Annotated in this window: 22 protein-coding genes and 2 tRNA genes; 14 read left to right on the top strand and 10 right to left on the bottom strand. The window is 68.8% G+C overall.

Annotated features, from left to right (window positions below):
• Nucleotides 1-33: 33 nt before the first annotated feature.
• Both ACTHL9_RS08705 and ACTHL9_RS08700 read right to left on the bottom strand, forming a co-directional pair.
• Nucleotides 34-456 (bottom strand): Hsp20/alpha crystallin family protein, encoded by a 423-nt coding sequence (locus tag ACTHL9_RS08705; RefSeq protein ID WP_440518456.1) that lies wholly within the window; start codon nucleotides 454-456, stop codon nucleotides 34-36.
• Between the two features lie 240 nt (nucleotides 457-696).
• A tRNA-Lys gene (locus ACTHL9_RS08700) sits at nucleotides 697-769 on the bottom strand.
• 174 nt (nucleotides 770-943) lie between these two features.
• Between ACTHL9_RS08700 and bcp the strand changes: the two genes are divergently transcribed.
• The 7 genes from bcp (at nucleotide 944) to ACTHL9_RS08665 (ending at nucleotide 9,973) form a co-directional block, all read left to right on the top strand.
• Entirely contained in the window at nucleotides 944-1,429 is a 486-nt protein-coding gene (gene bcp, locus ACTHL9_RS08695) for a thioredoxin-dependent thiol peroxidase (RefSeq protein ID WP_440518455.1), read from the top strand.
• Between the two features lie 76 nt (nucleotides 1,430-1,505).
• Nucleotides 1,506-1,590: transfer RNA gene (locus ACTHL9_RS08690), tRNA-Leu, on the top strand.
• A gap of 100 nt (nucleotides 1,591-1,690) precedes the next feature.
• Nucleotides 1,691-3,346 (top strand): ABC transporter substrate-binding protein, encoded by a 1,656-nt coding sequence (locus ACTHL9_RS08685; protein WP_440518454.1) that lies wholly within the window; start codon nucleotides 1,691-1,693, stop codon nucleotides 3,344-3,346.
• A 142-nt stretch (nucleotides 3,347-3,488) separates the two neighbouring features.
• Complete coding sequence (locus tag ACTHL9_RS08680) at nucleotides 3,489-4,979, top strand: malate:quinone oxidoreductase (protein ID WP_440518453.1); 1,491 nt, start codon at nucleotides 3,489-3,491, stop codon at nucleotides 4,977-4,979.
• Between the two features lie 92 nt (nucleotides 4,980-5,071).
• Nucleotides 5,072-8,278: an efflux RND transporter permease subunit gene (locus tag ACTHL9_RS08675; protein WP_440518452.1), complete on the top strand. Its 3,207-nt coding sequence runs from the start codon at nucleotides 5,072-5,074 to the stop codon at nucleotides 8,276-8,278.
• A gap of 91 nt (nucleotides 8,279-8,369) precedes the next feature.
• Nucleotides 8,370-9,500: an LLM class flavin-dependent oxidoreductase gene (locus tag ACTHL9_RS08670; RefSeq protein ID WP_440518451.1), complete on the top strand. Its 1,131-nt coding sequence runs from the start codon at nucleotides 8,370-8,372 to the stop codon at nucleotides 9,498-9,500.
• Entirely contained in the window at nucleotides 9,497-9,973 is a 477-nt protein-coding gene (locus ACTHL9_RS08665) for a MarR family winged helix-turn-helix transcriptional regulator (protein WP_440518450.1), read from the top strand. Before ACTHL9_RS08670 ends, ACTHL9_RS08665 begins: the two co-directional genes overlap by 4 nt.
• 28 nt (nucleotides 9,974-10,001) lie before the next feature.
• On the opposite strand, the gene ACTHL9_RS08660 is transcribed toward ACTHL9_RS08665, so the two are convergent.
• On the bottom strand, nucleotides 10,002-10,808 hold the full coding sequence (locus tag ACTHL9_RS08660; protein WP_440518449.1) for a transglutaminase-like domain-containing protein: 807 nt from the start codon (nucleotides 10,806-10,808) through the stop codon (nucleotides 10,002-10,004).
• A 17-nt stretch (nucleotides 10,809-10,825) separates the two neighbouring features.
• A complete protein-coding gene (locus ACTHL9_RS08655; RefSeq protein WP_440518448.1) occupies nucleotides 10,826-11,638 on the bottom strand; it encodes a hypothetical protein in 813 nt (270 codons plus the stop codon).
• Nucleotides 11,639-11,680: 42 nt separating this feature from the next.
• Here ACTHL9_RS08655 and ACTHL9_RS08650 point away from each other — a divergent pair, with 42 nt between their 5' ends.
• From ACTHL9_RS08650 to ACTHL9_RS08625, 6 genes are all read left to right on the top strand, one after another.
• Nucleotides 11,681-12,334, top strand: coding sequence for a DUF1684 domain-containing protein (locus tag ACTHL9_RS08650; RefSeq protein ID WP_440518447.1), 654 nt, complete (start codon nucleotides 11,681-11,683; stop codon nucleotides 12,332-12,334).
• 43 nt (nucleotides 12,335-12,377) lie between these two features.
• The gene (locus ACTHL9_RS08645) at nucleotides 12,378-13,103 is read left to right on the top strand and encodes a FadR/GntR family transcriptional regulator (protein WP_440518446.1); all 726 of its coding nucleotides are present in this window, start codon (nucleotides 12,378-12,380) and stop codon (nucleotides 13,101-13,103) included.
• Between the two features lie 59 nt (nucleotides 13,104-13,162).
• On the top strand, nucleotides 13,163-14,179 hold the full coding sequence (locus tag ACTHL9_RS08640) for an asparaginase (RefSeq protein ID WP_440518445.1): 1,017 nt from the start codon (nucleotides 13,163-13,165) through the stop codon (nucleotides 14,177-14,179).
• A gap of 77 nt (nucleotides 14,180-14,256) precedes the next feature.
• A complete protein-coding gene (gene aspA, locus ACTHL9_RS08635; protein ID WP_440518444.1) occupies nucleotides 14,257-15,693 on the top strand; it encodes an aspartate ammonia-lyase in 1,437 nt (478 codons plus the stop codon).
• Nucleotides 15,694-15,746: 53 nt separating this feature from the next.
• The gene (locus ACTHL9_RS08630) at nucleotides 15,747-17,273 is read left to right on the top strand and encodes an amino acid permease (protein WP_440518443.1); all 1,527 of its coding nucleotides are present in this window, start codon (nucleotides 15,747-15,749) and stop codon (nucleotides 17,271-17,273) included.
• A 102-nt stretch (nucleotides 17,274-17,375) separates the two neighbouring features.
• A complete protein-coding gene (locus ACTHL9_RS08625) occupies nucleotides 17,376-17,858 on the top strand; it encodes a GtrA family protein (RefSeq protein ID WP_440518442.1) in 483 nt (160 codons plus the stop codon).
• Between the two features lie 212 nt (nucleotides 17,859-18,070).
• Here ACTHL9_RS08625 and ACTHL9_RS08620 read toward each other — a convergent pair whose 3' ends face one another.
• The 6 genes from ACTHL9_RS08620 to ACTHL9_RS08595 form a co-directional block, all read right to left on the bottom strand.
• Entirely contained in the window at nucleotides 18,071-19,228 is a 1,158-nt protein-coding gene (locus tag ACTHL9_RS08620) for a cysteine desulfurase family protein (RefSeq protein ID WP_440518441.1), read from the bottom strand.
• Entirely contained in the window at nucleotides 19,225-20,103 is an 879-nt protein-coding gene (gene nadC / locus ACTHL9_RS08615; protein WP_440518457.1) for a carboxylating nicotinate-nucleotide diphosphorylase, read from the bottom strand. Before nadC ends, ACTHL9_RS08620 begins: the two co-directional genes overlap by 4 nt.
• Nucleotides 20,104-20,161: 58 nt before the next feature.
• Complete coding sequence (gene nadB, locus ACTHL9_RS08610; protein WP_440518440.1) at nucleotides 20,162-21,790, bottom strand: L-aspartate oxidase; 1,629 nt, start codon at nucleotides 21,788-21,790, stop codon at nucleotides 20,162-20,164.
• The gene (gene nadA / locus ACTHL9_RS08605; protein WP_440518439.1) at nucleotides 21,787-23,097 is read right to left on the bottom strand and encodes a quinolinate synthase NadA; all 1,311 of its coding nucleotides are present in this window, start codon (nucleotides 23,095-23,097) and stop codon (nucleotides 21,787-21,789) included. Before nadA ends, nadB begins: the two co-directional genes overlap by 4 nt.
• Nucleotides 23,094-23,852 (bottom strand): NUDIX hydrolase, encoded by a 759-nt coding sequence (locus ACTHL9_RS08600; RefSeq protein ID WP_440518438.1) that lies wholly within the window; start codon nucleotides 23,850-23,852, stop codon nucleotides 23,094-23,096. Before ACTHL9_RS08600 ends, nadA begins: the two co-directional genes overlap by 4 nt.
• A gap of 209 nt (nucleotides 23,853-24,061) precedes the next feature.
• Nucleotides 24,062-24,532, bottom strand: coding sequence for an Lrp/AsnC family transcriptional regulator (locus ACTHL9_RS08595; protein WP_440518437.1), 471 nt, complete (start codon nucleotides 24,530-24,532; stop codon nucleotides 24,062-24,064).
• Between the two features lie 250 nt (nucleotides 24,533-24,782).
• On the opposite strand from ACTHL9_RS08595, the gene ACTHL9_RS08590 reads away from it, so the two are divergent.
• Nucleotides 24,783-26,171 carry an amino acid permease gene (locus tag ACTHL9_RS08590; protein ID WP_440518436.1) on the top strand — a complete coding sequence of 463 codons (1,389 nt, stop codon included), beginning with the start codon at nucleotides 24,783-24,785 and terminating at the stop codon, nucleotides 26,169-26,171.
• The last annotated feature ends 338 nt before the right edge of the window (nucleotides 26,172-26,509 follow it).

Below are 26,509 nucleotides of genomic sequence, written 5' to 3'. Positions count from 1 at the left end.
GACGACGGGCGCCCGCCCCGGGCCATGCCACGATCAGGCGTTGATCTCCTTCTTGGACCCGGCGGCTTGGATGGCGATCTTCCGGGGCTTGGCCTCCTCGGCCACGGGCACGTGCAGGGTCAGGACCCCATCGGCGTAATTCGCCTGGATCTTCTCGGTGTCCAGGGCGTCGCCCAGGATCAGTTCCCGGGTGAAGGCCCCCTGCGCCCGTTCGTCCGCGACGACCTCGGCCTGCTCCGGCCGGTGGCTGCGACGCTCGGCCCGAACGGTCACGACGTTGCGCTCGACTCCGACGTCGATCGTCTCCGGGTCCACTCCGGGCAGATCGAACTCGACGACGAATTCGCCGTCCTGCCGCCACGCCTCCAACGGCATTGCGGAGGGGAGGGCGGTAGTCCCCAGCACCTGCCGGGTCAGCCGGTCGAGCTCCCGGAAGGGATCTGATCGCATCAGCATCACTGGAACCTCCTTTTCAAGAGACTCTCTGCAATACCTACGTGCCGTCCGCTCATCAAATCTGATTCTTCGGACGCAGATATTTTGACTCGATCGGAGTCTGAGTGCAAGGGGGGGAACGCTGGGCCCGGAACCAGTGACCCATGCGTGCCGCCCGGCTCTGCCGGGGTTGCGGGACCGAGCAGACACAAAGAAACCCCTTCCCGCTCCGCGTTTCCGCAGAACAGGAAGGGGTTGCTGTGCGCCCCCCGGGACTCGAACCCGGAACCCATTGATTAAGAGTCAATTGCTCTGCCAATTGAGCTAGAGGCGCATTTCGTGCGGAATCCTGAAGGTCTTCGGATGTTTCCTTTGACCCCGCGGCATCCCCGCAACGACATGTAACTCTACACGGTCGTCCCCCGAGAATGAAATCGACTGGAGAGGCAGCCCGAGTGTTCTCGGTCACGCCGGAAGCCTGGGGCGGGATCGGGGCTACGCTGGCGGCATGCCAGCATCGACGACGCCCCTGCGACTCTCCCCCGGCGATGTCGCACCCGACTTCTCACTGCCCAATTCGAAGGGCGGCACCACGGCCTTGGCCGACCTCCGCGGCCGCAAGACCGTCCTCTACTTCTACCCGCAGGCCGATACCCCCGCGTGCACGCAGCAGGCGTGCGACTTCCGCGACAGTCTCGCGTCACTCGGGGCGGCGGGCTACGCCGTCGTCGGCATCTCGCCCGACCCAGCGGCGGCGATCGTCAAGTTCGCCGGCGAGCAGGAGCTGAACTTCCCCCTGCTGGCCGACGAAGGCCATCACGTTGCCGAGGCCTACGGCACGTGGGGCGAGAAGAAGAACTACGGGCGGACGTACGAGGGACTGATCCGGAGCACCTTCGTCCTCGATGAGGAAGGCCGCATCGCGCTCGCCCAGTACAACGTGAGGGCCAAGGGTCACGTGGCGAAACTCCGGCGCGACCTCGGGCTTGTGTGAGCCCTAGGTACTCGTCCCGCCCGCTAGACTGACGACGGCCCGCTGTTCGGCACTCAGCTGTTCGGCAGGGCCTTCCGCGCGAGTGGTGGAATTGGCAGACACGCAGGATTTAGGTTCCTGTGTCTTCGGACGTGAGGGTTCAAGTCCCTCCTCGCGCACCATCCTCTGACCCGGGCCCTGGCCATCAGGCGGCGCCCGGGCCACCAGATCGGCTCGAGTGGGGAAGGGGCGCCGGGGAGGCGCGCCGAGAAAGGCATAGGCGTGGCGCGGAGCATCAGGCGCAGGGAACTGCTTCAGGCGGCTGCGGTCGCGGCGCTCCTCACCGGATGCACGGGGGCGCCCGGGCCCAAGCCAGCGCCCAGCTCGAGCACGGACGCACCGCCGTCTGCGACCTTCACGTTCGGGACTCCCGCGCCGCCGACGGGTCTGGACCCCGCAGTGACCACCGACATCGAGTCGTGGCGCATCACGCGGCAGGTCCTGGAGGGCCTCCTCACCACCGATCCGGACACCGGCGCGCCTGCGCCCTCGCTCGCGACCAAGTGGTCCCAGAGCTCGGATCTCCTCTCGTACACCTTCACGCTCCGCGAGGGAATTCGCTTCCACGACGGGACCGCCTTCACGGCTGCGGCCGTCAAGGCCAATTTCGACCGCTGGTTCGCGTTCACACCCGCCCTGCGCGCGGGCAGGATCCTGCCGTTCACGGCCGTCTTCAAGGCGCATTCTGACGCGGCCCAGCTCTCCGTCTACAAAGGGTGCACGGTCCTCAGCAACACGCAGGTGCGGATCGACCTCACGCAGCCGCTGACCAGCTTCCTCCAGGCACTCACTACGCCGGCCTTCGCCATCTCGTCGCCGGCTGCGCTGGCGGCGGGCACAGCCGACGTCGAGGACCAGTCCGCGTTCGGCTCGAAGATCTCCCGCTACGCGACGCACCCCGTGGGCACCGGGCCGTTCCGTTTCAAGGAATGGACGCAGGACCGGGTCCTCGTGGAGTCGTCGCCGGATTACTGGGGACCACGCGGTCAGATTGCGCAGCTCTCCTTCGTGGTGTTCGACCAGGCGCAGAGCCGGCTGCAGGCGCTCGTTGACGGTCGGATCGACGGCTACGACGCCGTGACGCTGGACAACATCGAGACGCTGGTCCGCAAGGGATTCCAAGTGGTCCGCCGCGACCCGTTCTCGGTCATGTACCTCGGCATGAACCAGGCGGTCCCGTTCCTGCAGAACGAGAAGGCACGGCTCGCCATCGCCTCGGCCATCAACCGGGACGCCGTGATCCGGCCGTTCTTCCTCGAGGACACCAAGCCCGCCGCCCAGTTCGTTCCCCCCAAGCTCAACGGCTTCAATCAGGCGGGCGGCTTCCCGTCCTACGACCCCGAGAAGGCAAAGCGGCTCCTCACGGAGGCCGGCTACCACGGCGAGGAACTCAAGTTCTGCTATCCCCTCGACGTGACCCGGCTCTACTTGCCCTCGCCCGAGAAGGTCTTCGCAGAGCTCAGCGCGCAGCTCATCCGCGTGGGCCTGAACATCAAGCCCGTGCCGATCGAATGGTCCGACGGGTACCTCCAACAGGTCACCGCGCCCGGCGACCATGCCCTGCATCTGCTGGGGCGCTACGGGACGTACGCCGACCCGGACGACTTCCTTTCGCCCCTGTTCGGCTCCAAGACCGGCGAGTTCGGCTTCTTCGACGCGCCGCTCTTCAGCAAGATCGAGCGGGCGCGTGGCCTGCCCGAGGGTTCGGACCGAACGCAGGCGTACCAGACCATCAACGCCCAGCTCGCCGGCAGCGCCCCGGCCGTTCCGATCGCCTTCCCGATCTCGGCCGTCGCGGTCTCCGCGCGGGTCGATTCCTACCCGACGTCCCCCGTCCTCAACGAGACTTTCAACCGCGTCACGCTCAAGACGTCCTAGGCCTCGGGCGCGGCAGCGCTCCGGGCTGCCCACGAGGCGAAAATTGCGGCGGACACCCCTTGACGCGAAGGCACGCGAGGATTTAGAGAACGGCCGTTGCGAGGGATATTCTGCGTGTGGTCCATTTGCGCAGGGAGAGTCAGTGACCTTCATATCCACCACTCGTTCCGCCGACGTCGTCCTGATCGGCGGGGGCATCATGAGCGCAACCCTCGGGGCGTTCATCAAGAAACTTGAACCGGCTTGGAACGTGGTGCTCTTCGAGCGCCTCCCGGCCGTCGGACTCGAGAGCTCGGGTCCCTGGAACAACGCAGGAACCGGTCACGCCGCGTACTGCGAGCTCAACTACACGCCGCAGGCCAAGGACGGCTCGATCAGCCCCGCGAAGGCGCTGGGCATCAACGAGGGCTTCCAGCTCTCGCGCCAGTTCTGGTCCCATCTGGTGCGCGAAGGGGACATCTCGAACCCCACGCGCTTCATCCACACCGTGCCGCACATGAGCTTCGTCCTTGGGCAGGCTCACGCGGACTACCTCAAGAAGCGCTTCGAGGTGCTCCAGCCGAACCCGCTCTTCGCCGAGATGGAGTTCAGCGAGGACCCCGCGCAGATCGCGGAGTGGGCGCCCCTCGTCATGGACGGCCGCGGCCCCGGGCGGGTCGCCGCGAGCCGCGTGGCCTCCGGAACCGATGTGGACTTCGGCACGCTGAGCCGGGAGCTTGTCGGCTTCCTGGCGCGCAACGGCGTCGAGGTGAACTACGGCACGGATGTGACGGACGTGACCCGGGCCCGCGGGGGCTGGGACATCGCCACGAAGCACACGGCCTCGGGCGAGCGGGGCAGCATCCACGCCAAGTTCGTCTTCGTCGGCGCGGGCGGCGGCGCGCTGCACCTCCTGCAGGCCTCGGGAATTCCCGAGAGCAAGGGCTACGGCGGGTTCCCGGTCTCAGGGAAGTTCTTCCGCTGTACCGACGAGGAGATCGCGGCGCGGCACAACGCCAAGGTCTACGGGCAGGCCTCGGTGGGCGCCCCTCCAATGTCGGTCCCGCATCTGGACACGCGCTACGTCGACGGCAAGCGCTCGCTCCTCTTCGGGCCGTACGCCGGGTTCTCGACGAACTTCCTCAAGAGCGGCTCGCTCCTGGACCTTCCGCTCTCGATCCGTCTGGGCAACATCGTCCCGATGCTCGCCGTGGCGAAGGACAACATGGACCTCACCGCGTACCTCGTGAAGGAAGTCGCGAAGAGCCACAGCGCGAAGATCGAGGCTCTGCGCGAGTACTTCCCGCTGGCCGACAGTGACAAGTGGGAGCTCATCACGGCCGGTCAGCGCGTGCAGATCATCAAGAAGGACCCCCAGAAGGGCGGCGTCCTTCAGTTCGGCACTGAAGTCATCACGTCCCGCGACGGCTCGATCGGCGCGCTCCTCGGGGCGTCCCCGGGCGCGTCCACGGCGGTGCCCATCATGCTCGAGATCATGCAGCGCTGCTTCCCGAAGCAGTACCGCGGGTGGGAGAACCGCCTCCGGGAGATGATGCCCGGATACGGCGTGAAGCTCAACCAGAACCCGGATCTGCTCGCCGAGGTGTCGGCCAGCACGTCTGAGGCCCTGCAGCTCGCGGCCACCGCTCAATAGCAATCACGACGGCGGCCCGCACCACAGCGAAGGTGCGGGCCGCCGTCGTCAGTTCTTTTTCATTACCTGGTCGATCTGGAGAGAAGACACAGATGTTCCGGCTCGCGACCCTCTCCATGGGCAACAAGGCGCTGATCGCGCTCGTCACGATCTTCGCCGCCGTCTTCGGCGTGATCACGGCGGGCTCGCTCAAGCAGGAGCTCATCCCGTCGATCGAGTTCCCCCAGCTCACGGTGGTGACCTCGATGCCGGGCGCCTCTCCGGACGTCGTGGACAAGCAGGTCGGCCAGCCGCTTGAAAAGGCGCTCCAAGCGGTCGAAGGGCTGGAGAGCAGCGCCTCCACCTCCCGTACGGGCGTTTCCACCATCCGCCTCTCGTTCGCGTACGGCACCAATCTGGACCGCGCGCGGAACCAGATCGACCGCGCCATCTCGAATACGAAATCCCAGCTTCCGAACGACGTCTCCCCCAACACGCTCGCAGGAAGCATCAGCGACTTCCCGATTGTCTTCATCGCGGCGTCGTCCGACCGGGGTCTGAGCGACCTGGAGAACCAGCTCGTCCAGCAGGTGGTCCCGAAGCTCTCGAAGATCGACGGCGTCCGCAGCGTCGATATCACGGGAGGTGCCTCGCGCCACATCCAGATTCAGCCGGACCCTGCGGCTCTGGCGGCCCGCGGCGTCGATGTCGGGGCCATCCGCACGGCCCTGTCCAACACCGGCTCGCTCGTCCCGGTGGGCACGGTGACCGATCAGGGCCGCACGCTCTCGATCCAGGCCGGAAGCCCCATCGACTCGACGGACGTCGTCAAGGGCCTCCCCCTCGCGGGCGCCAAGCAGCCCACGACGATCGGCGACGTGGCCGCCGTCGCCCTCCAGGACGACGCCGCCACCTCGATCACGCGGACGGACGGCAAGCCGACACTCGCCGTGTCGGTGACCAAGAAGCCGGACGGCGACACGGTGGCCATCTCCCACGCGGTGCGCGACGCGGTGCCCGGGCTCGAATCCGGGCTCGGGTCGAACGCGAAGCTGACCACGGTGTTCGATCAGGCGCCGTTCATCGAGAAGTCCATCAAGGACCTCACGACCGAAGGCCTCCTCGGCCTCGGCTTCGCCGTGCTCGTGATCCTCGTGTTCCTGCTCTCGGTCCGCTCCACGCTCGTCACGGCGGTGTCGATCCCGCTCTCGCTCCTCATCACGTTCATCGGGCTGTTCGCGTCCCACTACTCGCTCAACATCCTCACCCTTGGTGCGCTCACGATCGCGATCGGACGCGTGGTGGACGACTCCATCGTGGTCATCGAGAACATCAAGCGGCACTTGAGCTATGGGGAGGAGAAGACGACGGCGATCCTCACCGCGGTGCGCGAGGTCGCGGGCGCCGTGACCGCCTCAACCCTGACCACCGTCGCGGTGTTCCTTCCGATCGCGTTCGTGGGGAACCTCGCAGGCGAGCTCTTCCGTCCCTTCGCGCTCACGGTGACCATCGCCCTCCTCGCCTCGCTCGCCGTCGCCCTCACCATCGTTCCGGTGCTCGCCTACTGGTTCCTGCGCACCAACCCCGCCAGCGGCGTCAACACCGCCGAGGTCGAGGCTGCGGCGCATGAGAAGGAAAAGCGCAGCCGGATCCAACGCGGCTACCTCCCGATCCTGCGCACCACGCAGAAGCACCCCGTGTGGACGCTCGTGGCGGGAGCGCTCGTGCTGGTCGCGACGTTCGCCATGACCCCGCTGCTCTCCACGAACCTCCTCGGAAACTCCGGGCAGAACAGCTTTACGGTGACGCAGACGATGCCTCCGGGGACGAGCCTCGATGCGACCAGCGCGGCCGCAGCGAAGGTCGAGGACGCGCTGCGGCACACGGACGGAGTCCAGACGGTCCAGGTCACCATCGGAAACTCGACCACGGGCTTCAGCGCCTTCCTCTCCTCGGGCGCCTCGAACGCGAGCTTCACCGCTATCACGGATGAGAATGCGGACCAGACCGCGCTGCTGCAGCGTGTGCGGGATGAGGTGGCGAAGCTCGACGGCGTCGGGAAGGTCAGCGTCGGCCAGCAGCAGGGCGGGTTCGGGACGGCGTCGACGGTGGACGTCACGGTCAAGGCCCCCGACTCGGCGTCCCTTGCGAAGGCCAACGACGCCGTCGTCGCCGCGCTCAAGGACGTCCCCGGCGCCACGGATGTGACGAGCAACCTCGCGGCGAGCCAGCCGATCGTCCAGGTCAAGGTGGACAGGGCCAAGGCCGTGGCCGCAGGCCTCAGCGAGCAGCAGGTCGGTGCCGCGCTGGCCGCGACCGTGAGCCCGGTCCCCGCAGGCACGGTCCGGATCGACACCACGGACTACCCGGTGCTGATCGGGAAGGGCACGCAGTTCACCAGCATCGATGCTGTGCGGTCGCTGCCCCTTCCGGGCGCCCCCGGCCTCACGCTCGGAGCGATTGCAAGCGTGACCGCCGTCGATGTTCCCGTCACTGTGACCAGCACGTCGGGCCAGCGGACCGCCACCGTCTCCGTGACGCCGGGCGAATCGAATCTCGGATCCGTGAGTACCGAGGTGCAGAAGCGGATCAGCGGGATCGTGCTCGACGGCGGCGCCACGGCCTCCGTGGGCGGGGCGGCGTCGCAGCAGGCGGAGTCGTTCCGGCAGCTCGGCCTCGCGCTGCTCGCCGCGATCGCGATCGTCTACGTGATCATGGTCGCGACCTTCAAGAGCCTCCTCCAGCCGCTCGTCCTGCTCGTCTCGATCCCTTTTGCGGCGACGGGGGCGATCCTGCTCCTGCTGGCCACGGGGATCCCGCTCGGACTCCCTGCGCTCATCGGGCTTCTCATGCTCGTGGGAATCGTCGTGACGAACGCGATCGTGCTGATCGACCTCATCAACCAGTACCGGAGGCCCGGACCGGGCAGGCCGGCACTGGGCCTCGAGGACGCGATCGAGCACGGCGCGCGGCAGCGGCTCCGACCGATCCTCATGACGGCGCTTGCGACGATCTTCGCGCTCACGCCGATGGCGCTCGGCCTCACGGGCGGCGGAGGGTTCATCTCCCGGCCGCTCGCCGTCGTGGTGATCGGCGGCCTGGTCTCCTCGACCGCGCTGACGCTCATCCTGGTGCCCGTGCTGTACCGGCTCGTCGAAGGCCGTCTCGAGCGGCGGCGGCTGCTCCGCGACCTCGCGCGGCACCCGGAGCCAGCTGGGGCACCGGACGCGGCGGAGCCGGGCGAGGACGCCGAAGCGGAGCCCGACCGGACGACCGGCGCCGTCCCCAAGATCACGGGTCGGCGCGCGGCGCGCCCCTGATCCTGCCCCGGGAACAAACCCGGGGCAGCTTCGGTTTCGGAGATAGATGCAAATGCATGTATCCTGAGTGAACCGAAGAAGAGAGGTCATCATGCAGTTCGGAATCTTCAGCGTTGGCGACGTCACCCTCGACCCCACCAACGGTCGCATGCCGACGGAGGCCGAGCGGATCAAGGCGATCGTCCAGATCGCCAAGCACGCCGAGGAGGTCGGGCTCGACGTGTTCGCCACCGGCGAGCACCACAATCCGCCGTTCTACCCGAGCTCCCCCACCACGCTGCTGGGGTACATCGGCGCGCAGACCGAGCGCCTCATCCTCTCCACCACCACGACGCTCATCACCACGAACGACCCCGTCAAGATCGCCGAAGACTTCGCCATGCTGCAGCACCTCGTCGACGGGCGGACGGACCTCGTCCTGGGCCGGGGCAACACGGCCCCCGTGTACCCGTGGTTCGGCAAGAACCCGCACGACGCGCTCGAGCTCACGATCGAGAACTACGCGCTCCTGCGGCGGCTCTGGGACGAGGACGTGGTGGACTGGAGCGGCAAGTTCCGCACCCCGCTGCACAACTTCACGGCCACCCCGCGACCGCTCGACGGCGTGGCGCCGTTCGTGTGGCACGGCTCGATCCGCACGCCGCAGATCGCCGAGCTCGCCGCGTACTACGGCGACGGCTTCTTCGCGAACAACATCTTCTGGCCGAAGGAGCATTACATCCGGCTCATCAACCTCTACCGCGAGCGCTTCGAGCACTACGGCCATGGCAAGGCGCACCAGGCGATCGTGGGGCTGGGCGGTCAGTTCTTCATGCGGCGGAACTCCCAGGACGCAGTCCGCGAATTCCGCCCGTACTTCGACAACGCGCCGGTCTACGGCCACGGCCCCTCGCTCGAGGACTTCACGTCGCAGACGCCGCTGACCGTGGGCAGCCCCGCCGAGTTCGTGGAGAAGACCCTCGCCTTCCGCGACTACTTCGGCGACTACCAGCGGCAGCTCTTCCTCGTGGACCACGCTGGCCTCCCGCTCAAGACTGTCCTCGAGCAGCTCGACCTGCTGGGCGAAGTGCTCCCCGACCTCAAGGCCGGCTTCGAGGCTGGCCGCCCCGCCGACGTGCCGGAGGGGCCGACGCACGCCGCGCTCGTCGCACAGAAGACCGCGACGGCGGATGCCGACACCGCGGACGCAGTTCCGGCGCCAGATGCCGAGGCGGTGCGATGAGCACTGCCACCCCACACCAGGCCCCGTCCGTGCGCGAGACCGCGGAGGCGTGGGAGTCCCTCTTCCGTGCGCAGGTCGCGGTCATGCGCCGGCTGCAGGCCGACCCCGCGTTCAAGGAACTCGGCATCAAAGAGTACGACGTGCTCTTCACCCTGAGCACCTGCCCGGAGGGCGGCCTGAGGCTCAACGAGCTCAACGACCACGTGCTGCTGGCCCAATCGAGCCTGAGTCGGCTGGTGGAACGGCTCGAGAGGCGGGGGCTCGTGGCCAGGCGGGCGGCGCCGGACGACGCGCGGGGCATCCTGATCACTCTCACGGAGGCGGGTCTGGAGGCGCAGCGGCGGATCGGCCGCGGCCACGTTCGCGAGATCGCGCGCCTCTTCGGGCGCGCGCTCGACGGCGACGAACTCGCCGAGCTGACTCGGCTCACCACGAAACTGCGCCAACACGTGGTGCAGAACCACGCGCTGTAGGCGCACGGCTACTTCTGTAGGCACACGGCTACTGCATGACGAGGAGCGCTCCCGGATCGTCGTCCGGGAGCGCTTCGTTGCATTCGGCCGTCACGGCGAGTCGACGCAGCACGAGGCTCCCGCCCACGGTGGACAGGAACGCCGTGTCCGAGGAGTCGCGGCCAGCGGTAATCCGCAGCATGCCAGCACGGGAGGCGAGCCCGGTGGGGTCGATCACGTGCCAGGCTCCGTCAACGTAGGCCTCGGCCACCGCGTGGAAGTCCATCGGCCGGAGTCCTGGCGCATAGACCGCGGTGAGCCGGGCCGGGATGTCCTTGGCACGCAGCAGCGCGATCGCGAGGTGCGCATAGTCGCGGCACACTCCCCTGCGATGGAGCAGGGTCTCCACTGCCCCGTCGGTGCCGCGGGACGACCCAGCCACATACGAGAGCTGCTCGTGCACCCACGCCCGGACGGCCACCACGAGTTCCGCGCCGAGGAGGGAACCGAACTGCCCATAGGAAGTCGGCAGCAGCCGGTCGCTCTCCGCATACCGGCTCGGGCGCACGTAGCGGATGAGCTCCATCTCGTCGGCCCGCTCCTGCACGGCGCGGCCCCCGATCGACGCCGAATACTCGACCTCGACATCGGCGGGCTCCTCGAGCTCGAGGACGTGGAATCGTCCGCCGTGGCCGTCGAGGAGCTCGCGACGCGGCACCTCAGCACCCTGTGACGTGATGGAAAGCCGCTCTTCGAACGAGGAGTAGCCCTGGTTCTTCGCGACGGCCACGGCCATGGCCACCTTCGTCCGCGCCACGGTGGTGAAGGACAGACGGGCGCTGACAGTGCGCAGCATGGGGCTCCAGACGAGGGCTAAGGCTTCTTGGTGAACTTCAGCGACATGATCATGCGCTGTGCATCGGCGAAGTCTCCGGAGTCCCGGACGTAGGCCGATGCCTGAGCAAGGTTATCGAACGAGGAGAGCGGCGCAACCTTCGCCTCCGGCGCAAGCGGGGTGACCTCGAGGACGTCGGAGAACGAATAGCCTCCGATCCCCGCAGGTCCGGGAACCACGTTGTCGAGCCGGCAGGCTTTGCCGTCCTGGGCCACCGTTGCCACGCCGACGAGGCCGAACGAGCCGAAGTACTTGTAGCCCTGGAGCACGCGGTACACGAAGCGCGGGGAGATCGCGGCCGGCCCGTCCTCGAACGGAAGGTCCACCGGGAGGCTGTTGAGGACCGTGTAGGGCTTGGCCTGAGCGGGGTCGCACGGCTGCTGGCTCGGCAGGGACAATCCCGTCTGGAGCGCGGCCACGAAAGTGCCGTCGGGCTTCTTCACGTCAACATGGAGGGCACCGGACGCTGAGCCTGAGGCGGAAGGCGCAGACTGCACGATCCACGAGGCCGGCAGGTCGAAGCTGACGGTCTTTCCCGGGTCTGTATACGTCTTCCAGTCGGCTGACGTTGTTCCGGGCGACGGCGTGCCGGTGGCGGACGCGCCGGACGAGGCGCCGGACGAGGGTGAGGCGCCGGCAGACGCAGCCGCCGCACCGGCACCGCCGCTCTGCTGAGGGGCGACGGCGGTCCATTGCGGTCCGCTTTGGCCCGCGCCGCACGAGCTCAGCACGAGCGCCCCCGCGAGGGCCAGCGGAGGAAGCGCCAGGGAACGGAGGCGACGAGCGTCCATGCACTTCACCCTAGCGAACGCCTGCGGCTGTACTCTGGCGCCATGCTCGAAGAGGACGAAGCCGTCCCTGCCCTCCCAGCCCATCAGGTCGCCGATTGGCGCGTGCGCACCTTCGCCCTCTACGCCGCCGTCAGGGCTGCGGGGACCCCCGCCGAGGGGCATCGGCTCTGGTGCCGCGAGCGGGACCGGATGTTCGGTACCCACCCGGCCTCCGCCGTCGTGCATTCTGAGCGCGCGGCCTTCCGGGGCCTCCGTGTCCCGCCCTACGATCCCGCGTTCCGGTTCGAGCTGCCCCTGCTGCCGGAGGGCGCCGGAATCGTCCGGAATGTCCAGACCGGGACGGACGGCGTGGTTCCGTTCGTTCGCCTGGGCGCCTTCGACGTGCCGGGGCTCGGTGCGCTCGCCGCGTGGCGACATGCGGGCTATGGCGGTGGAATCTTTGTCCCGTTCCGCGATGCGACGTCCGGGCGCGCGGGCGGTTCCTACGGCGCGGGCCGCTACCTCGTGGACACGATCAAGGGCGCTTTTCTCGGCGTGCGCGAGGCCGACGACGGCACTCCCCTCTACCTCCTCGACTTCAACTTCGCCTACAACCCCTCGTGCGCCTACGACGAGGCCTGGGCGTGCCCCCTCCCCGGGCCGGAGAATCGGCTGGCGGCGGACGTGCCGGTCGGCGAGCTGTATCCGGTGCTGTAGCCGGCCTTGACATGGCCGTGTGAGCGGTGTCATAGTCATTGTCGTGAACCTGTCAGACAGCCCGACACCTCGACAGTTGGACGAGGTGAGGGACTCCGGACGACGTCCCCTCGCGCGGCTCAGCGCGGCGGAGGCAGTCCTCGCGGAGCTCCGCTCGGAGATCGAGTCGGGCAGGCTGCCAGTCGGCACCAAGCTCCCCGCGGAGGCCGCGCTTGCAGCGCGCTACGGGGTCAGCCGCTCGGTGGTCCGGGAAGCGCTGCGTTCGTGTGCCGCGCTGGGGCTCACGGAGACCCACACCGGCAAGGGAACATTCGTCGTCTCGGGCCGCATTGCGGGAGATCTGGTCCTTGGCCGCTACTCCGCCCGCGATCTCACCGAGGCCCGCCCGCACATCGAGGTCCCCGCCGCCGGCCTCGCTGCCGTCCGCCGCAGCGAGGAGGACCTCGCAACCCTCAAGGGAATTGTCGCGGACATGGCCCTCGAGGACGACCCTGCCTCGTGGGTGGCCCTCGACGCCACCTTCCACGGGCTCATTGCCCGCGCAAGCGGCAACAAGGTGTTCGAACGCGTCGTCGCCGACCTCCGGGACGCGCTCGCAAACCAGTCCGAAACCCTCAACCTCGTCGCGGATCGCCAGCGCGCATCCGACGTGGAGCACCGCAAGATCCTCACGGCGATCGAGGCCGGTTCGGCCGAGCTCGCAAGCGCAGCGATGGCCGAGCATCTCGCGGCCGTCACCGAAGCCGTCGAATCCCTCCGCACGAACTGAACCCACCTTTTTCCCACCTTTTCCCACTGTCTTTTCCCATCGCCGACCCTCAGAGAGCCATGTCTTCCGCCATCGCCCCATCACTGATCGCCACCACCCACGTTCCGCTCGCCGTGCAGATCCGCGGCGACCTCGTCGAGGGCGTCCATTACGGCAGCGTCGCCGCCGTCGGAGCGGACGGCGGGCTGCTCTGGGAAGCCGGCGACGCCTCGGCCCCGTTCTACCCACGGTCGGCGCTCAAGCCGCTCCAGGCCGTGGCCCTCGTCCGGGCCGGACTCGACCTGCCGCAGGAGCTCCTGGCCCTTGCCGCCGCAAGTCACAGCGGTGCGCCCATGCACCGCGATGGCACGCTGCGGATCCTAGAGCGCCACGGCCTCGACGTCTCCGCGCTGGAGAACACGCTCGATCTCCCCTATGGCGCGGCCGAGCGCGAGTCGTGGCTCCGTTCGGGCGGCCATGCGGACCGGGTGTGCCAGAACTGCTCCGGCAAGCACGCCGCCATGGCCGCCGTATGCGCGCTGAACGGGTGGGAGGTGAGCGGGTACCTCGACCCGGGACATCCGCTCCAGCGGCTCGTCGCGGATGTCATCGCCGAGCTCACTGGGGACAACATCACGGAGTGGACCACGGACGGCTGCGGGACGCCGCTTCCCGCCGTGACGCTCGCAGGCATGGCCCGCGCGTACGGTCGCCTCTCGCGAGCAGGAGCCGACGACGGCGCATCGGGCGCCGAGGCGATCGTCGCCCGTGCGATGGCGGCGCACCCCGAGATGGTTGCCGGCGAGGGCCGCGACGTCACGTCCCTCATGCGGCTCCTGCCCGGAGCGGTTGCGAAGGACGGCTTCGAAGGCGTCCAGCTCGTCGGGCTGCCGGACGGCCGAGCGGTCGCCGTCAAGATCTCCGACGGCGGAGACCGCGCCCGCATGCCCGTCACCGTGCGCGCCCTCGCCGCGCTGGGCGTTGCGGAAGCGGGTGCCGAGGGCGCACTCGCGCCCCTCGCCGCCGCGCCGGTGTTCGGCGGCGGGCGACCCGTCGGGGTCCTCACCGCGCTCGAAGACCCGTTCCCCACCGTGTGACCTCGAACTCTGTGAACTCCAGCTCTGTGAACCCCAGCTCTTTCATCCACGACCGATCCCTGCAGAAAGGCCCTGCCATGACCCTTGCGCCCGAGACGCTCGACGGAGAGCAGCTCGACGGAGGCTACCGTGTGGACCACGACCTCCTCGGCGACCGCCGGGTCCCCGCGGACGCCTACTGGGGCGTGCACACGCTCCGCGCCGTGGAGAACTTCCCCATCACAGGCCAGCCGCTCTCCACCAATCCCCACCTCGTCCGGGGGCTCGCCGCGGTGAAGCTCGCCGCCGCCCGCGCCAACCAAGAGCTGGGGCTCCTCGACTCCGAGCGCGGCGCCGCCATCGAGAAGGCCTGCCTCGAGATCCTCGACGGGCACCTCGCGGACCAATTCGTGGTCGACGTGATCCAGGGCGGTGCGGGGACGTCGTCGAACATGAACGCCAACGAGGTCATCGCGAACCGGCCGCTCGAACTGCTGGGCCATGCGACGGGCGACTACGCTGCCCTGCACCCGAACGACCACGTCAACCTCAGCCAATCGACCAACGACGTCTACCCGACCGCCGTGCGCGTCGCCACGGTGTACGGCATCGAGGGCCTCCTCGCGGCGCTTGCCACCCTCGAGGAGGCGTTCGCCGAGAAGGCCACGGAGTTCCGGACCGTCGTGAAGATGGGACGGACGCAGCTTCAGGACGCGGTGCCGATGACGCTCGGCCAGGAGTTCGGCACGTACGCAGTCACGATCGGCGAGGACCGGGAGCGGCTGCGCGAGGCCTCGCGGCTCGTCCACGAGATCAACCTCGGGGCCACCGCGATCGGCACCGGCCTCAACGCCCCCGCCGGCTACGCCGAAGCCGCCTGCCGCCACCTCGGCGAGGCGACAGGCCTCCCGCTCGTGACCGCCGTCGACCTCATCGAGGCGACCCAGGACATGGGAGCGTTCGTGCACCTCTCCGGCGTCCTCAAACGCGTCGCGGTAAAGCTCTCCAAGATCTGCAACGACCTCCGGCTCCTCTCCTCGGGACCCCGCGCCGGCCTCGGGGAGATCAATCTCCCGGCAGTCCAGTCGGGATCCTCGATCATGCCGGGGAAGATCAACCCGGTCATCCCGGAGGTTGTCAGCCAGGTCGCCTACGAGGTGATCGGCAATGACGTGACCATCACGATGGCCGCCGAGGCCGGTCAGCTCCAGCTCAACGCGTTCGAGCCGGTCATCGTGCACAGCCTCCACAAGAGCATCAGCCACCTCGAGGCCGCATGCCAGACGCTCACCGAGCGCTGCGTGCGCGGAATCACCGCGAATGCGGAGCGCCTGCGCGCCAGCGTGGAGCATTCGATCGGCCTCGTCACCGCCCTCAACCCCTACCTCGGATACGCCGCTGCCACGTCGATCGCCCAAGAGGCCCTCGCGACAGGTCGCGGCGTCGCCGAACTCGTGCTTGAGCGCGGCCTCCTCACCGCTGAACGGCTCGAGGAACTGCTCCGCCCCGAGCGACTCGCAAACCTCACAGCCTGAGCTCCGCCCTTCCCCCTCTTACCCAACGTCACACCATCACAGAAAGGACACCGATGTCCTCGCCTGATTCCCGCCCGCAGGGCAACGCCACGATCCCCGACCACATCGAAGACCACGGGCACGCCCACTCCACGGACCATGTGATCCACGCGGAGGATGCGGGCTACCACAAGGGCCTCAAGGCCCGGCAGATCCAGATGATCGCCATCGGCGGCGCGATCGGCACCGGCCTGTTCCTTGGCGCGGGCGGCCGCCTCGCCGCGGCCGGCCCCTCCCTCGTGCTCTCGTACGCGATCTGCGGCGCCTTCGTGTTCCTCATCCTCCGGGCCCTCGGGGAGCTCGTGCTCCACCGCCCCTCGTCGGGCTCGTTCGTCTCCTACGCCCGTGAGTTCTTCGGCGAGAAGGCCGCGTTCGTCTCCGGGTGGTTCTACTGGATCAACTGGGCCATGACCACGATCGTGGACACCACGGCGGCGGCGCTCTACATGAACTTCTTTGGCAAGTACGTGCCCTGGATCGCAGCGGTGCCCCAGTGGGCGTGGGCGCTCATCGCCCTTGTGCTCGTGCTCTCGCTCAACCTCGTCTCGGTGAAGGTCTTCGGCGAGATGGAGTTCTGGTTCGCGCTCATCAAGGTCGCGGCCCTCGTGACGTTCCTGGTCCTCGGCATCTACTTCGTCATCTTCGGCACGCCCACTGGCGGCCAGGTCGGGTTCAGCCTCCTTTCCGACCACGGCGGCATCTTCCCGATGGGCATCATGCCGATGATCGTGCTCATGCAGGGCGTCGTCTTCGCCTACGCATCGGTCGAGCTCGTCGGCACCGCCGCGGGTGAGACGCAGAACCCCGAGAAGATCATGCCGAAGGCCATCAACTCGGTCGTGCTCCGTATCGCGGTCTTCTACGTCGGCTCCGTGATCCTGCTCAGCCTCCTCCTGCCGTACACGGACTACCAGAAGGGCGTGAGCCCGTTCGTGACGTTCTTCGGCCACATCGGCGTGGGCGGCGTGGACGTGATCATGAACCTCGTGGTCCTGACCGCCTCCCTCTCCTCGCTCAACGCCGGCCTCTACTCCACGGGACGCATCCTTCGGTCAATGGCTGCTGCCGGCTCCGCGCCCAAGTTCGCCCTGCGCATGAACAAGGCAGGTGTGCCGTACGGCGGCATCGCGATCACGGCTGTGGTCTCGCTCCTGGGCGTCCCGCTGAACTATCTGGTGCCTTCCGACGCGTTCGAGATCGTGCTCAACGTCGCCTCCGTCGGCATCATCAGCACGTGGGCCGCGATCATCCTGTGCCAGCTCCAGCTCCAGCGGTGGGCCAAGAAGGGCTGGACCGAGCGCCCCAAGTTCCGCATGATCGGCGCCCCCTACACGGGCTACGCCACGCTGGTGTTCCTCGCGATCGTGCTCGTCATGATCCTCATCGACTCGCCCTGGACTCTCCTGGCGACCGCCGTGGCGTGCGTGCTCATGGTCATCGGCTGGTACGCGTGCCGCGAGCGGATCCATGAGATCGCGGCCGCCCGCGAGGGCTACACGGGAGCTGCACCGGTCGTGGCGAACCGTCCGACGCGACGCTGACATCTCTGCACCGCGCATCTCTGCACTGCGCGTCTCTGGACGGCGCGTCTCTACACGGCTCGGTCACAGCACGGGCACAGCGCCCGATGCCAAGCTGACTGCATGACGCCGACTACCACGACGAACGACCCCCGGCCGACGGACACCGCCTCGTGGCGGACGTCGCTGCAGGGGGCCGTTCGGCGTCCCGTGATCCGTCAGCTCGTGCGGTTCACGGGCGTCGGCGTCATCTGCACCGCCGCCTCGCTGGCCCTGTACGCCGTCCTGCGACTCCCGTGGGGACCGCATGCGGCCAACGCCGCGGCGCTCATCGCCACCTCCCTGCTGAACACCGAGCTCAACCGCAGGTTCACCTTCCACATCCGCGAGCGCCGCGGACTGCTGCAGGATCACCTGCACGGCCTCGTGGCGATGGTGATCGCCCTCGTCCTCACCAGCGGCAGCCTCTCGGCGGTCCTGTTCGTGAAGCCGGACGTCGGGATCACGGGCGAGCTGTGGACGACGACGATCGCCGGCTGGGTGGCGACTGCCGCCCGGTTCGTGCTGCTCCGCTACTGGGTGTTCCGGCGGGCTCGGAACGCGTAGCCTCGGCCGCCGAATTCCCCACGTTCTGCGCCGGACTCCCTGTCTTTTGCACCGAACTCCCCAACTTCTGCGCCCAACTCCCCACTACTCGTGAGGAGGGAATGCCGACACACCGTGAGTTCCTCACTCCTCGCAGCGTGTCGGCATCGAGGCGGACTAGATTCTGGGGAAGCCGGAACAAAACCTGGGGAGTTCGGCGACGTGCGGACGGCCTACCTGCGAGCGATGCCCGTCACGGCCGCGTAGGCCTCTTCCAGAGCCCGGGCAGCCGCATCGAGATCCTCGGCCGTCACCGTGGCCGGAAGCGTGAACCGCACGGCGGTCTGAGCGGTCTCGGGATCGATCCCGAGGGCGAGGAGCACGTGCGAGGGATCGCTCGAACCGGCCGCGCACGCCGATCCGGACGAGCAGATGATGCCCCGGCGTTCAAGCTCGAGGAGGATCGATTCCCCGCTCACCCGGGGGAAGCAGAAGGAGGCGCTGCCGGGCAGGCGATGGGCGTCGTCGCCCGTGAGCAGCGCCTCGGGGACCAGCTCGAGCACGCGCTGCACGAAGCCGTGCCGGAGCTCGGCGAGGCGCGGGGCCGCCGTCGGCCGTTCGCTCTCCGCGAGCCGAAGCGCCGTGGCAAGGGCTATGGCCCCCGCGACGTTCTCCGTGCCCGAGCGTGCGCCCCGCTCCTGGCCGCCGCCGTCGACGAGCGGCTCAATGCTCACCCGTCCGGCCACATAGAGCGCGCCGATCCCCTTGGGCGCCCCGAGTTTGTGGCCCGATATGCTGAGCGCGTCGACACCGAGGCTGCGGACGTCGAGCGGAAGCACGCCGGCCGCCTGGACGGCATCGGTGTGGAACGGGACCTTCGCGGCTCGGGCCGCGGCGGCGAGCTCGGCGATGGGCTGGATCGTGCCCACCTCGTTGTTCGCGTACATCACCGAGGCGACGGCGGTCTCCGGCCCGACGACGGCGGCAAGCGCCTCAGGCGAGACACGACCGGCCGCGTCGACGGGGACGACGTCGACCACGAAGCCGTGCAGACGCGCGAGGCTCCGCGCGGATTCGAGGACTGCCGGGTGTTCGACGGCGCTGACGGCGATGCGGGTACGGCGCGGGTCTGCCGCTCGCCGGGCGAGGGCGATGCCCTTGACGGCGAGGTTGTCCGCCTCGGTGCCGCCTGACGTGAAGGTGACCTCCCCCGGCCGGCAGCCGAGCACCCTGGCGACGTCGGCCCGAGCAGCCTCGAGGCCGTCCCGGGCACGCTCCCCCAGCTCGTGATGGCTGGACGGGTTGCCGAAGTCCCCGGTGAGGTACGGCCACATGGCCTCGAGGACCTCGCGGCGCACGGGAGTGGTGCCGGCCGCATCAAGGTAGATCACGCGAGGCCGCCCTCCGGGGCATCGAGCACGACGTCGAGCCCGAGATCGAGGTTCACAATCGAATGCGTCAGGGCCCCGACCGAGATCACATCGACGCCCGCCGCAGCGATCACCGCCACGGTCTCCAGGTTCACGCCGCCGCTGGCTTCGACGATCGCGCGGCCGGCGACGAGAGCGACTCCTTCGCGGAGCTGCTCAGGGGTGAAATTGTCGAGCATGATCGTGTCCACGCCTGCCGCGAGGACCGGCTCAATCTGCTCGATCGAGTCCACCTCGACCTCGAAATGCGTCGTGTGGCCCAGCCGCTCGCGCGCCGCCCGCAGGACGTCTGTGAGGAGCGCAGGGTCGCCCCCGGTCAGGACCGCGAGGTGATTGTCCTTGGCCATGACGGCATCCGAGAGGCTGAAGCGGTGGTTCCTGCCTCCGCCGCAGCGGACGGCGTAGCGTTCGAGCTCGCGCAGCCCCGGCGTGGTCTTGCGGGTGTCCACGATGCGTGCGCTCGTGCCCTGCGTGAGCGAGACATAGCGTGCCGTGAGGGTTGCGATCGCGCTCATGCGCTGGACCAGGTTCAGCACCACGCGCTCGGCCGTCAGGATCTCCCGCGCCCGCCCCGAGACCCTGGCGAGCACGGCTCCGGCGCTGAACTCCTCGCCCTCCGCGACGACGAGTTCCACCTGCGCCTTGGGATCGTGGAAGCGGAAGCCGGCCTCGATCACAGGGCCGCCGGAGAAAACGCCCGGGACGCGAGCACGCAGCTCCGCGGTGGCGCGCGCCGCCTCAGGGATCAGGGCGAGCGAGGTGATGTCCCCGTGTGGTGCGTCTTCCGCGTAGGCGGCCTCGAGGACCCGCCGCAGCGCAGCGCCCGAAAGCGGCATCGGGGCGGCGGTGACGCGCTGCTCGCGGGCGAGAGGGGTGGTGGCCTGAGCAGTCACGTCAGGCGCTCCTTCCTGCCAGCGCGGGCTGGCGGACGACGACGATTCCCGACTCGGCCTCACCGCCGCCACTGAGGCGACGCTCGGGGAAGTCGAGACGGAAGTGGGCGCCCACCGACTCCTCGCGGAGGGCGGCAGAGGCAACGAGAAGTCTCGCGGCGACCAGCAGGTTCGCCACTTCGGGCTCGCGGGAAGTCCATCCAGCGAGCGAGTGGCCGAGGCGCGCCAGTCCGCTCGCCTCGCGTAGCACGCCGGCGTCGGCCTCCATCGCGGCGGCGAGCGCGGCCCGGCCCGAAGCACCAGCCAACGCTCCTGCCCCGGCTCCGGGATCCGCCTCGACCATGAGGGCAGCTGTCCCGACAGCAGGGCCGCCCCACTCATCGGCCCGGCCCGATACGAACCGCTCGACGGCGCGCGCCGCGAACACGACTCCCTCGAGCAGCGAGTTGGAGGCCAGCCGATTCGCCCCGTGCACGCCCGTGCACGCGACTTCCCCGGCCGCATACAGCCCGGGGACGCTGCTGGCCCCGTCGAGGTCAGTCGCCACGCCGCCCATCCAATAGTGCGCGGCCGGCCCGATGGGAAGAGGTTCCCTGCGCCAGTCGAAGCCCGCGGCTCGCGTCATGGCGTCCAGACCGGGGAAGCGACGGGCCAGGAAGCCCTCGCCGTGGACAGACTCGAGCTCGGTTGCGTCGAGGTAGGCCTGACCGCCGCCTGCGCGGCGGTGGAGGGCGAGGGCCCGAGAGACGGCGTCGCGGGGCGCGAGCTCGCCGAGCGGGTGGTAGTCGCCCACAAAGCGGCGCCCCGACGCATCGCGGATGACTGCGCCCTCGCCTCGGACAGCCTCGGAAATGAGTGATGAGCGGATCGTCCCGTCCGCCCCGCGGATCTGGAGCGCGGTCGGGTGGAACTGGTAGAACTCGAGGTCGCGGAGGGCCGCGCCCGCGCGGAAGGCGAGGGCTACGCCGTCGCCCGTCGCCACCGCGGGGTTGGTGGTCTGGTTGAAGAGCTGGCCCGCTCCCCCGGTGGCGAGGAGAACGGCGTCGGCGTCGACCCGCCGTCGTACGCCTGCTCCCCGCGCCGGTACGTAGTCCACTCCGACGACCGCCCCGCAGTCGAGCACAAGCTCTGTGGCCATCGCACCCTCGAGAACTTCGAGGCGCCCCTGCGCCTCAAGGCTGCGCACGCGGGCCATGAGGGCCCGGCTGATCCCGGCGCCGCTCGCGTCGCCCCCGGCATGCAGGATGCGCGGGAACGAGTGGGCGGCCTCGAGGCCGAGGAGGAGGCGGCCGTCGGGACCGCGATCGAAGGCCACCCCGTGGCCAGCGAGCGAATCGACCGAGGCTGACGCCTGGGCGCACATGGCCTCCACTGCCGGGCGTGAACCCAGCCCCGCCCCGGCGGCCATCGTGTCCGCGGCGTGGCTCTCGACGCTGTCCCCGGGCGCGCGCTGCCCCTCGGGCAGCACGGCAGAGAAGCCGCCCTGGGCGAGCATGCTGTTGCTGTCCGCGAGCGTCGCCTTCGTCAGGAGGACGACGGCGGCTCCGGCCTCCGCTGCGGAGATCGCCGCGAAGAGTCCCGCGACACCGCTGCCGACAACCGCCAGTCGGCGCCGGGTCGACCTGCTCACGGCCGGGCCGCCAGCATCCGTTCGAGGGCGACGCGAGCAGGCCCCGCGACGTATGCCGCGACCTCGATGCGGTTCCGGACCTCGCCCTCGACGAGGCCCTCGAGCACCCAGGCGAGATAGCCAGGGTGGATGCGGTACATCGTGGAGCACGGGCAGATGACCGGGTCGAGGCAGAAGATCGTGTGCTGCGGATACTCAGCCGCGAGCCGGTTCACGAGGTTGACCTCGGTGCCGATCGCGAAGACCGTGGGCTCGGTCGCGGCGGCGATGGCCTTGCGGATGTAGTCGGTCGAGCCGTACTCGTCGGCCGCGTCGACGACCTCCATCGGGCACTCGGGGTGCACGATCACGCGGACGCCGGGGTACTCGGCCCGGGCCTTCTCGATCTGGGCGGTAGTGAAGCGTCGGTGCACCGAGCAGAAGCCGTGCCACAGGATCACGCGGGAATCGCGGAGGGTCTCCGGATCCGTGCCGCCCCACGGCTTGCGCGGGTTCCACATCGGCATCTGCTCGAGCGGGACCCCCATGGCCTTGGCCGTGTTGCGTCCGAGGTGCTGGTCCGGGAAGAACAGGACGCGCTGGCCGCGCTCGAAGGCCCACTCGAGGACCGTAGCCGCGTTGGACGACGTGCACACGATGCCGCCATGCTCGCCGCAGAATCCCTTGAGGGCCGCCGAGGAGTTCATGTACGTGACCGGAATGACCGGAACACGGCCCTCCGCGTCCGGCTCCGTGCCGAACAGCTCCTCGAGCTGGTCCCAGCACTGCTGGACCGAGTCGATGTCCGCCATGTCCGCCATCGAGCACCCCGCGGCAAGGTTCGGCAGGATCACGGCCTGGTCCCCGCGCGAGAGGATGTCGGCCGTCTCGGCCATGAAGTGCACGCCGCAGAAGACGATCGCCTCGGCGTCGGGCCGGGTGAGCGCGGCGTTCGCGAGCTGGAACGAGTCGCCCACGAAGTCGGCGTGCTCCACGACCTCATCGCGCTGGTAGAAGTGGCCGAGGACCACCACGCGGTCGCCGAGGGCCGCCTTGGCGGCGTTGATGCGGGCTCGGAGTTCGTCGTCGCTCGCGTCCTTGTACTCCTGGGGCAGCTGGCCCTGGCGAGGAGTCGACGCCGGAGCGACGTCGGCGCTCGAGGCGCCCGGCCCATAGGCGGGCAGGCCGCGGAGGGCCTCGGCGGCGTCGAACTCCCAAGGGCCCTTGGCGAGGTCCGAGCTGCAGGTGCTGGCATCCGGAGCCTCCTTGGACAGCCGCTCCGCTTCAGCGCGAGTGATGAGGTTGATGGCGGTGGCGACCGACGTCATGTCGTGCTCCTTTGTGCTGGGCCAATGTAGTTGGGGCCGGTGTAGCGATAGAGACGGGGAGGGCGGTGCTTCCCACCCTCGAGGAACTGGTCTGTCGGCTCGATCTGAGACACGGACTTGAGCTGGCGGCGGAAGTTGGCGGGATCGAGCTGCCGGCCGAGGACCGCCTCGTAGACCTCGCGGAGCTGGGCGAGGGTGAACGTCTCGCCGAGGAAGTGGTACGCGATCTGCGCGTACTCGATCTTGTTGCGCAGGCGCCAGAGCGCGTAGTCGATGATCTCTCGATGGTCGAAAGCGAGGCCGTCCTCATCCTCGCCGGCCGTATCAGCGCGGTGCCACGCCACGTTCTCGGTCCCGTTCTCCACGACGATTTCAGCCTCTGTTGGCCGGACGAGCGCCCAGTACACGATCGAAACGACCCGCTGCGCCCCCCGCTGCGGCTTGCTCGCGCGGTCGAGGCCGCCGAAGGCGTAGAGCTGTTCGAGGTACTCCGGGGCGAGGCCCGTGGTCTCCCGCAGATTCCTCCGCGCTGCGTCCTCGAGCGATTCCGTCGCCGTCAGGGGGCCGCCCGGGAGGGCCCAGTGGCCCTTGAACGGCTCCTTCACTCGGCGCACGAGCGGAAGCCACAGGGTGGGCCTGCCCGCGTCACGGCTCGGCTTGAGGGCGAAGATCACCGTGGAGATCGCGAGCGACGGAGGGAGTTGGGCGCGCTCCGAGACGTTTGCGCCGAGCGGGCCCGCGAAAAGGGTGCTCATCGCGCCGCCCTCCCTTCACCTCTGCTAAGGGTTCATGCTCAGTTAAAGTCAGTTTGACTCTAAGTCATAATACGCCTCCGCGAGGGGAGGAGCAAAAGGTGACGCGCCGCCGTCGGCCTTGAGTGCTGCGTCCCCATGGGTCAAAGGCCCTCCCTCCCCGCTTTTCGAGGCGGCAGCACCGTGCAGAGCTGACGGCGCAACGGGGAGGTTCAGGCGCGCGCGGCAGCCTCCAGCAGCGGAAGGGTGCGCCCCTCGAAGTGGGTGTTGAGGGCGATCACGCTCGACGAACGGACCACGGCCTTCGTAGCCATGATGATGTCGAGGACCCTCTGCAGGTCTGAGTTGGAGCGTGCGGCGACGCGGGCCATGAGGTCGCTGTCGCCGGAAACAGTATGGACTTCGATGACCTCGGGGATTTCCGCCAAGGTCTTGGAGACGGCGTCGTGCCCGAGATCCTGGTTGATGGTCAGGAAGCAGAATGCGACGACGGGAAAGCCGAAGGCCCGCGGCTCGGGCTCCGGCGCCCAGCGCGCGATGACCCCACTGGCGATCATCCTGTCGAGGCGGGCTTGGACGGTGGCGCGGGCCACCTTGAGAATGCGCGACGCCTCGAGCACGGACATGCGCTGCTCCTCCGTGAACAGCCTCACGATCTTCGCATCGAGCTCGTCGACCTTCACCGCATCCCTCCCCTTCGCTTGGCACCGGCGCCACACGCAGACACGATGCTACAGATTGATGCCCGCATGAACATCCATTGCGCATTCTGCCCAGATCTGATCCCACTCCGCCCGCGACTCCGAGCACTCTGCTCAGGGCCGTGATGCGCGCCACACAAGGCCAGAAAATGACGCTATTCTCGTCACCGTCCCCTTGGCCCGGCATACCCCGTCGCGGCCATCGAAGAACCGAAGAGGGTCAATGACACCTATGCAGACTGCAAAAGCAGCGCACACCGAACAAGCGACTACGACAACGACGTCGGCGCTTGGGGCAGCACTCAAGCCCCGGCAGCTCACCATGATGGGGCTCGGCAGCGCGATTGGCGCGGGCCTCTTCATCGGCTCGGGAGCGGGCATCCAGGCCGCCGGGCCCGCCGTCCTCATTTCCTACCTCGTCGCGGGAACGCTCATCATCCTCGTCATGTGGGCGCTCGGCGAGATGGCGGCGGCGAACCCGAACAGCGGCGCGTTCTCCGTCTACACCGCCCGGGCCCTCGGTCCCGTGGCCGGCGCAACGGTCGGCTGGCTGTGGTGGCTCCAGCTGGTCGTGGTCATCGCGGCGGAGGCCCTCGGAGCTGCGGGCCTCCTTGCCACCGTCTTCCCGGCCCTGCCGGTGTGGCTCACGGCGCTGCTGTTCGTCGCAGTGCTGACGGCGGTCAACCTCACGCGAGTGCGGAACTTCGGCGAGTTCGAGTTCTGGTTCGCACTCCTCAAGGTTGCCGCGATCGTCGGCTTCCTGGTGATCGGCGCAGCCCTGCTGTTCGGCTGGATCCCCGGCATCCCGTCGCCGGGGCTCGCGCATTTCGGGGGCGAGGGCTTCGCACCGCACGGCTTCGGCGGCATCGCCACGGCGCTCTTCGTGGTCGCGTTCGCCTTCGGTGGCACGGAGATCGTGTCGGTTGCTGCTGCCGAGACCCAGGACCCGGCTCGGAGCGTGGGCAAGGCCGTCCGCACGGTCGTCTGGCGCATCCTGGTCTTCTACATCGGCTCGATCTTCATCATCGCCGCCGTGCTGCCGTGGGATTCGGCCGGACTCAAGAGCCCGTTCGCCGCCGTCCTCGATGCCGCGGGCCTCCCGGGTGCCGCGACGGCAATCACGCTCGTGGCCGTCGTCGCCCTCCTCTCCGCCCTCAACGCGAACCTGTACGGCGCGTCCAGGATGATCTTCTCGCTCGCCGAACGCGGCGAGGCGCCGCGAGCGCTTGCATCGCTGACGACGGCGCGCGTGCCGGCGGCGGCCGTCCTCGCGAGCGTCGCGTTCGGCATTGTCGCTACCGTGCTCGAGCTGATCTTCCCCGACCGCGTCCTCCCGGTCCTGCTGAACATCGTCGGCTCGACATGTCTGCTGGTGTGGGGCTCTGCGCTCGTCTCCCAGCTCATCCTGCGCTTCCGCGCGGACCGCGAGGGCACGGAGCTCCCGCTCCGCATGGCCGGGTTCCCGGTTCTGACCATCCTCGGCCTTGGGATCCTCGCCGCGACGTTCGCTGTGGGGCTCATCGGCGACGAGTCGCGGCCCCAGCTGCTGAGCACCTTCGCGCTCGTTGCCGTACTCGCCGGAGGAAGCGCGCTGCGCCGCCGGGCAGTCGCCAGCAAGTAACGCGCCAGAGCAGGCAGAGCGCCCCGGGTTCGCACGCGATCCCGGGGCGCTTTCGTGCCATCAGACACCTTTCGCGCTATCAGACACAGTGACGAGTGACCGGGCACACAAAGCCCTTTGACTTCGCAGTTTGTGCAGCAAATTCTTCCTCTGTTGCACATCCTGCGCGTCGACCTTAGGTTCTTGCTATGCAGACTTCACCACAGAGCACGACGGCGGCAGGCCGGGCGGGGCTGGCGGGTGCGGCGAGGGAGCAACTCCCCGAGCTTCCCGTCGTCGACCCCGTGGGGCCCTCCGACCTCGTGGAGCTCTATCGCCTCATGACGGCCGTCCGCCAG

It is taken from the genome of Sinomonas sp. (assembly GCF_051955515.1).
GTDB lineage: Bacteria > Actinomycetota > Actinomycetes > Actinomycetales > Micrococcaceae > Sinomonas.
This window is presented reverse-complemented; position numbering and strand designations above follow the sequence as displayed.